The sequence below is a fragment of the Acinetobacter sp. YK3 genome, assembly GCF_001729365.1.
GTDB lineage: Bacteria > Pseudomonadota > Gammaproteobacteria > Pseudomonadales > Moraxellaceae > Acinetobacter > Acinetobacter vivianii.
This window is the reverse complement of record NZ_LZPJ01000105.1, coordinates 1-11132: the sequence shown is the minus strand read 5'-3', so window position 1 is coordinate 11132 and position 11132 is coordinate 1. Positions and strand designations below refer to the sequence as shown.

The following is an 11132-nucleotide window of genomic DNA, read 5'->3' as shown; positions in this document are numbered from 1 at the left end:
CCTCAAGATTTCCAAGTAAACAATGAAAAAAAAATATTATTTATTGAGAATAATTTTTATTTATATTTACTGAATTAAATCATATTGATCGTGTTTAAAATTTATAATATAAATGATAAAAGTCAAAAAGATAGCTAGTATTTTTAAATTAATTTAAGTCAACTGATCAGCCCAGATTCACCTTTTACTTTTTAATATCATTTTATTTTTGATCGAAAAACCCTATCTTTAAAATAAAAATTATCAATTTCACAAATTACTTTCCAAAGAACATAATTTCATCAAGCACTGAGATTCTTTGTTTTGCACAGAAACCCTCAAGGATGTTTTCTCCCCAATGTGAAACATCCTTTTCGAACCCAGCTTTATCTTAAAAGCTGGGTCTTTTTTTATCAGAATTTTATTGGGGTAATAAACCTAACTGTTGTAAAGCTTGATAAACAATGGCTTTACGCGCATCCGCATGTTCTGCTTTTTTCATTTCCATATTCAGCGAAAATGCTGTGATTTGACCATTTGGTTGTTCGACCCAACCCGTCCACCATCCAACTTGAGGATTTACATCCATTCCCCAACCGCTTTTGGCATAAATACTGGTTCCCTGAACATTTTCGATCAGCAACATATCTCTGACTTGCTGCTGTGTTGAGGGATCAAATGGAAGTTGCTGTTTGGCTAAGGCATAAGCAAATTTTACTTCCTCAACTGGCGTAATTTCCAAAGGCCCCACCAACCAGAAATTATCAACTTGCGTCCCTATATTTTGATTACCGTAGCCAACCCGCTTTACTTCACTTGCCATTAATTCTAGACCGATACGGCGCGCCAGCTCCTGATAGACAGGTACAGCCGAAGCCTGCATTGCCTCAGCAAGCGTTAAGTCCTTCTCCCAGCTACGAAAAGCCCGTTTCTGTCCATCCCATTTAAACACTTCATTAGGTGAGGTTTTATGGTGCTGTATACCAATCAAGGCATTGAGCATTTTAAAAGTTGAGGCAGGAATGTAACGCTGATCTGCACGGCTGAGATCATTGCCATATTTTTGAAAATTTTTGCCATCATAGGTGACCAATACACCGGTTGTCTGGATAGTTTCGAATGCAGTTGCGATCTGATCCTGAGCCTGTTTATTTAAGACTAGAGGTTGAGCTTGGGACTGAATATTTTGACAACCGACCAGTGTTGCAGCTGAGATTACAGTTGCACATAGCGCGAGTAATTTTAATTTTTTAGACATAATGAAAGAATTGAATAATACATGGAGAAATAATGACTATAAATTGTTTCTTCTCTCGGTGCTGTAGCATTATTTATGTGTACAAATAGAAATTGCAGACAAAAAAAAGCTCAGCCTTGGGGAAAGCCGAGCTAGTAAAACATTGATGTTTAAAACATCGAAATACTCAAGAAAATGTTATGAGATACTAAAATGCAAATTAGATACCTCTTGCTTATTATTATGTGAAGTACTTCTCGGAAAGTAAAGTCGATTAAATAGATCGGAATTAAATTTCCAATCGTTTTTGTTAATTGGTTATTAAAAATCAGACTTATTGGGTATTTTCGGTTATATTAATTTGGTCAGAAGGAGCAGTTTTTTGCATACTTCATCGCAAAAAATACAAATAAGGTCATTTCAGCTCACGCTTTTAGTTGCCTTTTTATGACAAAATAAAGACCTTTATCAACGAAAAAAACGATTAAAATAATCGAACAAACCAATCAAACTATTCAACTGTGAGATAGCGATTACATTCTATAAAAAGACAAAATGTAAGCTTATCTACTTGTTAGTTATATAATTTATAAAAGGTTGACAACAATTTAATTAAACGTTCACTTTTTGTACGACGACAAGTCACATTTTGATCGCTTATCGGAAGGGCGAATTTATTACATTGACTTCATAAATTGTTACAATACAATGACTCCAAATTTACTCTTTCTTGTTTTAAAGCTGGAAATCATTATGAAAAAACTCGGTTTAGCCACTGCTCTAGTTTTAGCCATGACCGGCGCTCACGCATACCAATTCGAAGTTCAAGGTCAATCTGAATTTTTAGATACAAAACAGAATGACAAAGACTTTACTGGTGCTGGTCAAATCAGCTATTTCCTTAAAGATGTAGACACTTCAAAAGGTCCTTTAGCTGAAGCTGCTTTCTTAAACCAAGCATCTAATGTTTCTGTAGCTTATAGCTTTGCTAAAGAAAGCGGTGATGAAATCGTAACTCGTAAGAATGAGTCTTACGGTGCTAAAGGTGAAGCATATATCCCAACACCTTACTTACCAGTATACACAAGCGCTTCTTATAGCCACTCTCAAACTAAAATTGATGGCAAAAAAGACAATGGCGATCGCTATGCTTTAGAAGTTGGTACTATGCTTACTCCTAACTTCTTAGTTGCTGTGGGTTATACAAGCATCGCTGACCAATTTGCTTTAGATGCAAATAGCGTTCTTGCACGTGGTATTGCAAAATCTGTAGCTGAAGCGAAAACTATCGGTCAAGATCAAGATGCAGTCACTGCACGTACTAAATATGTAGGTAAAATTGACGGTACAAACATGGCTGTAGGTTTCGAAGCTGGTATTGTTTACGGTGATGACACTGCTTACGAATTAAAAACTGATCTTTATGTAACACCTAAGTTAAGCGTTGGTGCTTCTTACGCTGAGTCTAGCTACACTAACACTCGTGATTCAGCTTGGGGTGCAAACGTAAACTACTTCATCACTCCAGCGGTTGCTGTAGGTGCTAGCTACGTTAATGCAAATGCAGTTAATGCTGACTTAGATACGCAAACTGTTGGCGTAAACGCGAAGTTCCGTTTCTAATATTGGATTTTAGTTCTAGCGATAGAACAACGAATTCATAATAAAAAACCAGTTCTTTCGAACTGGTTTTTTATTATCTGTCATTTCATAAAATGAGAGTCTAAACCCTCAATTCAACAGATTACATCTTTTTGTCTTCAATATTTAAAGCACTGATCGCCAATACAGCCTGAGTACGGTTCTGTACGCCCAATTTACGGAAAATTGCGGTGACATGCGCTTTAATCGTCGCTTCAGAGACTTCCAGTTCATAAGCGATTTGCTTATTTAATAAACCTTCTGCCACCATCATTAACACGCGGAATTGCTGTGGTGTCAATGATTGAAGACGTTCTGCCAAAGCAGTTTCATCCGCGGCTCTTGGATCAAAACCTGAATGGCTTGGTAAATTCGGTGGTAACCAGATTTCACCTTCCAGAACATGTTTAATTGCTTCACCAATATGACTTGGATGTGAAGATTTCGGGATATAGCCCATCGCACCATGTGCAATGGCACGTTGAATAATCGAAACTTCTTCATGTGCTGAAACAACAATAATCGGAATCGCAGGATATTGTGCACGGACATACACCAGAGCGGAGAAACCGGAAGCACCAGGGAGATTTAAATCCAGTAAAACTAGATCAGGTTCTGCACCATGTTCTAAGCGTGCATAGAATTCATCAACATCAGCCGTCTCCTGAATCTGTGCCTGAGGCAAACTATAACGAACCGCTTGAATCAAGGCATGTCTAAAGAGAGGGTGGTCGTCTACAATTAAAATATTCATAAGCGCTTAAGCTATCTGTAAGTACGTCACTGTACGATGTTTATTTAAATTCAATCCGTCTAAGCCTATTTTCAATTAGCGCCGAGGTCAAGCACAAGCATTGATTTATTTCCTTTTCTCGCAAAATAAATCAAATATTAATATAACTCGTTTAAATCATATTCAATTCAAAAAGTGGATGAAAAATCCTGAATAGAAACAGCCGATTAAACCCAAATTATTTTTAATTGAAGCTGATTAATTGATATATCTATAAAAAAGATAAGCTTGCAGCATTTCCTTATTTTACAGCCCCCATGCCGATGTAGATAAATAAATAGCAATTCGAAATAATCTTTTTTAGGCAGTTATTATGTCCAATCGCAATACGGTATCTACTCCCCTCAATATTGTTGCTGTTTCTGGTGGTTTAAATAGTCCTTCAAAAACTGAAAGTCTGGTGCAAGCCATTCTGGACGAACTCTCAGAAGCCATTGATATCAAGGTGCATTTTGTCAAACTCAGCGAAATCGGCCCTTTACTCGGCGGTGCCATTTACCGTAATCAACTTCCGCAACGGGTTCAGGATGATTTGGCAGCCGTAGAAGCAGCAGATGCGCTCATTGTGGGTACTCCTGTTTATCGTGCTTCCTTTACTGGTCTATTCAAACATTTTTTTGATTTTGTAGAACAAACTGCACTGGTTGATGTCCCTGTTTTGCTAGCTGCATCAGGGGGCAGTGATCGTCATGCTCTGGTTCTTGAACATCAGTTACGTCCATTGTTTAGCTTCTTTCAAGCCCAGACCTTACCGATTGGTGTCTATGCGACCGATCGGGATTTCACCCCTGAATATACGGTCAAAAGTGAGCAATTGGCTGATCGCGTCACACTTGCGGTGGCACGTGCTTTACCGATTTTGGAATGGGCGCCAGCCAAAGGTCAGCGTGCTGCTGTAATTAAAACCAAAACTGAACAAGCCAATCAAAACCTTGGCATCAATAAACAGATCGAACAGGCAGAAGTCTTGCCTTCAGCTGCTGTACCGAATTTGGATGCAGCCGAATCGCGTCTTCATCCCAAATCTGCAAAAAATTTAACCCACGTCGCATAAACCCTATCTCTATGGAGGCTACAACGATGACAATAACAACATCAGCAATTAAATTTGCCTATTGGGTTCCCAATGTAAGTGGCGGTCTCGTTGTAAGCAACATTGAACAACGTACCGACTGGAGCTACGAATACAATGTTCGTCTCGCACAGGCAGCAGAAAAAAGTGGCTTTGAATATGCATTGACCCAAATCCGTTTTACGGCGGGCTACGGTGCTGAAAACCAGCATGAATCGGTGAGTTTTAGCCATGCCTTACTGGCAAAAACTGAAAAACTCAAAGTCATTGCTGCGATTTTACCAGGCCCTTGGAAGCCCGCACTTGCGGCTAAACAGCTAGCCACCATTGACTATCTGACCCAAGGGCGTGTTGCGATTAATGTGGTCAGTGGCTGGTTCCGTGGTGAATTTGATGCGATAGGTGAACCGTGGCCTGAACACGATGAACGTTATGTACGTTCGGAAGAATTTATCCGCACCCTCAAAGGCATCTGGACCACTGACAACTATAGTTTTGATGGCAAATATTACCAGTTTCAGAATTACACGCTAAAACCGAAACCACTGCAACAACCTCATATCGAAGTATTTCAGGGTGGTAGTTCCCGCGCCGCACGTGATATGGCTGCTCGTGTATCCGACTGGTACTTTACCAATGGCAACAGTGTGGACGAAATCAAAAAACAGATTGATGATGTACGAGCAAAGGCCAAGCTAGAAAATCGTCAGGTCAAGATTGGCGTCAATGCATTTATTATCGCCCGCGATACCGAAGAAGAAGCCAAAGCTGTCTTGAATGAAATTATTGCTCAGGCCAATGTAGAAGCCGTCAATGCCTTTGGTGATGCGACACGCGAAGCAGGAGCAGCAGCGCCTGAACGTGAAGGCAACTGGGCGAAATCGACCTTTGATGATCTGGTGCAATATAACGATGGTTTTAAGACTAATCTGATTGGTACACCCCAGCAAATTGCGGAACGAATCGTAGCGTTGAAGAATGTCGGCGTTGATCTGGTACTTTCAGGCTTTCTGCATTTTATTGAAGAAGTCGAATATTTTGGAGAAAAAGTCTTACCTCTGGTTCGTCAACTTGAACAACAACAGGAGCACCTATTGATCGAAAAATCAGCTTAAGCGTTGGAACTAAACAAGAAGAAAAAGAAAAGACATGGCAAATACTCTCACCCCAAGACTCGGCTTGGGGTCTTTTATTTTAAGCCGTTGCAATTTCTCGCATCACCGTTTCGACCGAATAACGGCACCATTTGGATAACTGCTCAATAAACTCGTTTAACTGCGCAGGATTAAAATGACTGACAATCATGTAACAGGCATTGCCGAGAATTTTAAAACACTCATCCACCTGCTCATATTGTTTCACCAGCAGTTCCACTTCAATAAAAGCTTGCTGATCATTCATAAATAGTTGAATAAACTGCTTATGTTCATAATGAACAGCAATCGTATAATTTTTAATGATGCCTGCATCCATGAGTTGGGCGATACGCGCACCCACTGCTTGCCCTGTACGATGCACTCGCTGACCAATGTCTTTATGGCTTAAACGCGAATCGTGTTTGAGAAGTTCAATAATTTTTAAGTCGATGGGATCAAGTTCAATATTCATTTTTCATTACGAAAGAAAACCAGCAACAATGCTTTCATCTGAATATAGCGGATTTTTCACGCTTCCCCTACTCTTGTTTTAACTTAACACTGGAAGTAAAAACGATGAAACAAGCTCTCCTGATTATTGATATTCAGAACGATTATTTTAAAAATGGTAAAATGGAACTGGTCAATCCAGACCACGCACTGGCGCAAACCAACCGATTAGAAGATTATTTCATCCAGAATAATTTGCCTATTATTTATATCCAGCATATTAGCCCAGCCACTGCTAGCTTTTTTCAGGAAAATACTGTCGGTGCTGAATTACATCCACAATTAAAAGTAAACAATCACTCGATTATTGTCGAAAAGCATTTCCCAAATAGCTTTGTCGATACCAATCTGAAGGCCATCCTTGAGCAGCATCAAGTTGAACAACTGGTGATTACTGGCATGATGACGCACGTATGTATTGATTCAGGAACACGTGCTGCCAAAGAGCTCGGCTACCAACCCATCGTGATTGCGGATGCGACTGCAACCCGTGATCTCGAATATGACGGTAAAACCGTGAAAGCCGCGGATGTCCAAACCGCATTTTTATCGGCATTAGGTTTCTTTGCCACGGTACAAAGCACGGCTGATTTTTTAGCAAACTATTAGGGTCTGTTGACATTTCAACCATGCATTGCGTTATCGGCTAAAACGACGAAAATAAGGCATGAAATGCAGGCAATAGCGCCCCCCTTGTCAAGTTTCATAACGCAGTTTAGGGAAGTTTTAGCCATAACCCTGCGGGACAGAGATATTTTTTGCCGCTACGGCGTTAGGTCTTGTTTACTTAGAATGGCTAAGTTTCACAAAACCTGCCTTGTACCGTCTAAAAAATGTCTGCTGTCGCAAGCATCTGTGAAATGTCAACAACCCCTAAATAATACACATAAAAAAAGAGCGTTCGATTAAACGCTCTTTTTCAATTTAAATGGTTTCTATCGGTTTGGATAAACCGTGGCAATCAAATGATCAACCACCGCTGGCTCTGCCAGTGTTGAAGTATCACCAAGCGTATCAAGTTCATTGGCAGCAATCTTTCTCAAGATACGGCGCATAATTTTACCTGAACGCGTTTTTGGCAAAGCTGGCGCCCAATGTAAGGCATCAGGAGTTGCCACAGGCCCAAGGACTTTACGCACCCAGTTCACCAACTCCTTACGTAGCTCTTCCGATTCTGCAACATCAGCCTGTAAGGTGACGAAGGTACAAATACCTTGTCCTTTGATCTCATGCGGCATACCGACCACAGCAGCTTCAGCAACCGCTTCATGTGCCACTAATGCGCTCTCAATTTCAGCCGTACCCAAACGGTGTCCAGAGACGTTTAATACATCATCGACGCGCCCTGTAATCCAGTAATAGCCATCTTCATCTCGACGCGCGCCATCACCTGTAAAATAACTGCCTTTAAAGGTTGAGAAATAAGCCTCAATAAAGCGCTCTGGATCGCCCCAAATGGTTCGCATCTGGCCTGGCCATGAATCTTTAATTACCAGATTGCCTTCAGTCGCACCTTCAAGTTCATTGCCTTCACCATCCACCAACGCAGGTTGTACCCCAAAGAATGGACGTGTCGCCGAACCAGGTTTGAGCGCAGTAGCACCAGGTAATGGCGAAATCAGAATTCCGCCTGTTTCAGTTTGCCACCATGTATCGACAATTGGACAACGCCCCTCACCAACAACTTCGTGGTACCAGTTCCATGCCTCTGGATTGATCGGCTCGCCTACAGAACCAAGTAAGCGTAAGCTACTGCGATCACTTTCACGCACATAAGCATCGCCTTCGCGCATCATGGCGCGAATCGCAGTTGGTGCAGTATAGAGAATGGTAATGTTGTGCTTATCAATAACATGACCAATACGCGCCCATGTCGGATATTGTGGAATGCCTTCAAACATCACTGTTGTGGTGGCATTGCTAAGCGGGCCATAAAGCAAATAACTATGCCCTGTAATCCAGCCCACATCCGCGGTACACCAGTACACATCATCTTCTTTCAGATCAAAGATTTCTCTAAAGGTACTGTTGACATAAACCAGATAACCGCCTGTGGTATGCAACACACCTTTAGGTTTACCTGTTGAACCTGAGGTATAGAGAATGAATAACGGATCTTCCGCTTTCATTGGCTCAGGAGGACAATGCTCATCAACTTCCATGATCGCCAAGTGATACCAGATATCACGTGGTGCATTGAACTGAATCGGGTTGCCGGTACGATGTACCACAATCACATTCTGGACGCTTTCTGTTCCTGCAATCTCTAATGCGGCATCGACATTTTCTTTCAATGGAAGCAACTTACCGCCACGCATTCCCGCATCAGCAGTAATCACCAGTTTCGCTTGGCTATCTTCAATACGGCTGGCCAATGAGTCTGGAGAGAAGCCGCCGAATACAACACAATGCACTGCACCAATCCGTGCGCAGGCCAACATGGCAATCGCAGCTTCAGGCACCATCGGCATATATAACACTACGCGATCACCTTTGCTGATCCCCTGTTTTTTCAGGACATTGGCAAAGCGGCACACTTCATCGTGCAGTTCGACAAAAGAGATGATCTTGTGACGTGACGGGTGATCACCTTCCCAGATAATCGCGGGCTTTAATGGATTATCTTTAAGGTGACGGTCTAAACAGTTTGCAGAGACATTCAGTTCACCATCTGCAAACCATTCAATTTTAAAATTATCTTGTTGAAAACTGGTATTTTTCACCTGTGTAAACGGCTTGATCCAGTCAATATTTTTTGCTTCTTCTGCCCAAAATGCTTCAGGCTGCTCAATCGATTCCTGATAACGTTTGAAATAGTCTGCTTCCGAGATTCTTGCCGTTTCTTTGAATTTATCAGGCACTGGGTAGATGTCTTTCATAGCTTACTTCCTTGGTCTTTTATCTCATATCCTAGATGCTCTCATCTATTCTTCTGGATATGTTTTGTTCTCTCTAGCAGTATGGGCACCATTTACAAGCGCAAACAATGCGGCTTTGGTCGTAGGAATGTTATTCTGTTACGACTAGGGGCTGTTAACCTTTCACAATGGCTGAAATGTCAACAGACCCTAATTTATTTTCAAAAATTTACTCAAAATAATTTAAATCTGAACTGCTTGTCTATGCTTTTTCTTTTTAAAATAAGTGATTATTTTGATCATTGCATCGAGCTTAAAAGATTTAATAAACAAAAGAACAGGAATCACCTATGTTTAATCCCGAAACACCCATATCTCCTCTACCGTTCAATGATCATCCATTATCGCCAAATGGACGTTTTAACCGTCTGAGTTATATCGGCTGGTACGGATTATTGAGTCTGGTGTGTATGGCTGCTTTTATCGGCATCTTTGCATTCACTGGATTTTTTAGCATGAATCAGGCGAATGTTGATGCAGCTATCATGTCAGTATTTTCAGGTCTCTCGTTTTTTGCCCTGATTGCATTGTGGTTAGTGGCGCTGTATTGTCAAATTGTGTTCTTGATCCGTCGCTTACATGACCTGAATAAAACGGGCTGGCTATGCCTGATCTTACTGGTGCCTATCCTGCAATTCTTCTTTACCTTATATGTGCTACTTGCACCAGGTACACCACATCGTAATGATTATGGTGATATGCGTCCTTCACGTGGCTGGGAAAAGATACTGGCTTGGATCATGATTCTCATCACAGTTCTGATGATGTTTGGCCTATTCACATTTGCTTATTATTTTGCCAGCCCAGACCTTTGGGATATGCCAACACAAATGATTCAAAACACAACTGAATATTTCTAAAGAAGCTTTATATGTGATTAAGGATATGAACAGTATCACTAAAGCTTTTCTTAAACTGTATATCGAGGCGGAGATCTATCCAATTCATGAGATAAATCAGCTATGATAGAACGAATGATTTATTCTCTTTATTTGCATGCAATCATCAACTCCTTTACGACTCGATATACAAGGATTACGTGCTGTTGCCGTCCTTGCAGTAATTATTTTTCATGTTAACAAAGAATGGTTACCATCAGGTTTTATTGGAGTTGATATTTTTTTTGTTATTTCTGGATTTATCATCTCCTCTATTATTTTAAATAATAATAAAAATTTTAGCTTCTTAAACTTCTATAAAAAAAGAATAATTCGGATTATTCCAGCATATTTACTTTTACTCAGCATCTGTGCAATTGTTTCAATAATACTACTCCCAATTTCTGATTTAAGATACTTCCTTGAAAGTTTAAAATATACTCTATATTTTTATAGTAATCATTATTTTTCTACATTTGGCGATTACTTTTCACCAATGTCGGAGGAGCTCCCTCTATTACATACTTGGTCACTTGCTATAGAAATGCAATTCTACTTCATTTTACCAATTCTGCTTACATTTTTTTCTAGAAAAAAAATTAAAGAAATAACAATTATATTAATTGTCCTTCTAACATTATGGGTCGAAATAAAGCTTAACAGAACCAATGAAGACCAATATTTTTCTTTACTATCAAGAATACCAGAATTTCTTATTGGAACTCTAGCCGCCCTACTCGCTAGAAACCCTATCATACAAGAAAAAAAGTTTCTAAGTTTAATTGGAATATTTATTTTACTTCCTTGCTTCTTTTTAATCCCAAATCAACACTTCCCAGGAGTATTAGGTCTAATTCCATCTATTTGCATTGCTTTAATTATTATTCAGAAAGATAGTTTTATTAATAAAATATTAGAAAGAAAATCTCTTGTATTTATTTGAACTATTTCATATTCTCTATATTTAT

General features: G+C 40.0%; 10 protein-coding genes. 6 read left to right on the top strand and 4 right to left on the bottom strand.

Going from position 1 to position 11132, the window contains the following annotated elements; genetic code table 11:
• Nucleotides 1-400: 400 nt before the first annotated feature.
• Entirely contained in the window at nt 401-1237 is an 837-nt protein-coding gene (gene blaOXA, locus A9Z07_RS12415) for an OXA-294 family class D beta-lactamase (protein WP_069578983.1), read from the bottom strand.
• A gap of 687 nt (nt 1238-1924) precedes the next feature.
• Here blaOXA and omp33-36 point away from each other — a divergent pair.
• The gene (omp33-36, locus tag A9Z07_RS12410; RefSeq protein ID WP_264754290.1) at nt 1925-2839 is read left to right on the top strand and encodes a porin Omp33-36; all 915 of its coding nucleotides are present in this window, start codon (nt 1925-1927) and stop codon (nt 2837-2839) included.
• Nucleotides 2840-2960: 121 nt separating this feature from the next.
• On the opposite strand, the gene A9Z07_RS12405 is transcribed toward omp33-36, so the two are convergent.
• Complete coding sequence (locus A9Z07_RS12405) at nt 2961-3611, bottom strand: response regulator (protein ID WP_047430083.1); 651 nt, start codon at nt 3609-3611, stop codon at nt 2961-2963.
• 352 nt (nt 3612-3963) lie between these two features.
• Between A9Z07_RS12405 and msuE the strand changes: the two genes are divergently transcribed.
• Together msuE and sfnG are read left to right on the top strand one after the other, a co-directional pair.
• The gene (gene msuE, locus A9Z07_RS12400) at nt 3964-4704 is read left to right on the top strand and encodes an FMN reductase (protein WP_004776209.1); all 741 of its coding nucleotides are present in this window, start codon (nt 3964-3966) and stop codon (nt 4702-4704) included.
• Nucleotides 4705-4730: 26 nt separating this feature from the next.
• The gene (sfnG, locus tag A9Z07_RS12395) at nt 4731-5837 is read left to right on the top strand and encodes a dimethylsulfone monooxygenase SfnG (RefSeq protein ID WP_005260137.1); all 1107 of its coding nucleotides are present in this window, start codon (nt 4731-4733) and stop codon (nt 5835-5837) included.
• Nucleotides 5838-5916: 79 nt separating this feature from the next.
• Here the strand turns inward: sfnG and A9Z07_RS12390 are convergent, their stop codons facing one another.
• Nucleotides 5917-6330, bottom strand: a complete 414-nt coding sequence (locus tag A9Z07_RS12390) for an Lrp/AsnC family transcriptional regulator (RefSeq protein WP_069578981.1) — start codon at nt 6328-6330, stop codon at nt 5917-5919.
• A gap of 104 nt (nt 6331-6434) precedes the next feature.
• Between A9Z07_RS12390 and A9Z07_RS12385 the strand changes: the two genes are divergently transcribed.
• Complete coding sequence (locus tag A9Z07_RS12385; protein ID WP_069578979.1) at nt 6435-6977, top strand: cysteine hydrolase family protein; 543 nt, start codon at nt 6435-6437, stop codon at nt 6975-6977.
• Between the two features lie 326 nt (nt 6978-7303).
• Here the strand turns inward: A9Z07_RS12385 and acs are convergent, their stop codons facing one another.
• Nucleotides 7304-9247 carry an acetate--CoA ligase gene (acs, locus tag A9Z07_RS12380; protein WP_004776216.1) on the bottom strand — a complete coding sequence of 648 codons (1944 nt, stop codon included), beginning with the start codon at nt 9245-9247 and terminating at the stop codon, nt 7304-7306.
• Nucleotides 9248-9576: 329 nt separating this feature from the next.
• Between acs and A9Z07_RS12375 the strand changes: the two genes are divergently transcribed.
• Both A9Z07_RS12375 and A9Z07_RS12370 read left to right on the top strand, forming a co-directional pair.
• Nucleotides 9577-10146: a DUF805 domain-containing protein gene (locus A9Z07_RS12375; RefSeq protein WP_069578977.1), complete on the top strand. Its 570-nt coding sequence runs from the start codon at nt 9577-9579 to the stop codon at nt 10144-10146.
• Between the two features lie 136 nt (nt 10147-10282).
• Nucleotides 10283-11107, top strand: a complete 825-nt coding sequence (locus A9Z07_RS12370; protein ID WP_069578975.1) for an acyltransferase family protein — start codon at nt 10283-10285, stop codon at nt 11105-11107.
• Nucleotides 11108-11132: the final 25 nt, after the last annotated feature.

Bases quoted from the DNA above. Each gene is read 5' to 3' on its own strand.
- blaOXA (WP_069578983.1), bottom strand. From the start codon at position 1,237: ATGTCTAAAAAATTAAAATTACTCGCGCTATGTGCAACTGTAATCTCA.
- omp33-36 (WP_264754290.1), top strand. From the start codon at position 1,925: ATGACTCCAAATTTACTCTTTCTTGTTTTAAAGCTGGAAATCATTATG.
- A9Z07_RS12405 (WP_047430083.1), bottom strand. From the start codon at position 3,611: ATGAATATTTTAATTGTAGACGACCACCCTCTCTTTAGACATGCCTTG.
- msuE (WP_004776209.1), top strand. From the start codon at position 3,964: ATGTCCAATCGCAATACGGTATCTACTCCCCTCAATATTGTTGCTGTT.
- sfnG (WP_005260137.1), top strand. From the start codon at position 4,731: ATGACAATAACAACATCAGCAATTAAATTTGCCTATTGGGTTCCCAAT.
- A9Z07_RS12390 (WP_069578981.1), bottom strand. From the start codon at position 6,330: ATGAATATTGAACTTGATCCCATCGACTTAAAAATTATTGAACTTCTC.
- A9Z07_RS12385 (WP_069578979.1), top strand. From the start codon at position 6,435: ATGAAACAAGCTCTCCTGATTATTGATATTCAGAACGATTATTTTAAA.
- acs (WP_004776216.1), bottom strand. From the start codon at position 9,247: ATGAAAGACATCTACCCAGTGCCTGATAAATTCAAAGAAACGGCAAGA.
- A9Z07_RS12375 (WP_069578977.1), top strand. From the start codon at position 9,577: ATGTTTAATCCCGAAACACCCATATCTCCTCTACCGTTCAATGATCAT.
- A9Z07_RS12370 (WP_069578975.1), top strand. From the start codon at position 10,283: ATGCAATCATCAACTCCTTTACGACTCGATATACAAGGATTACGTGCT.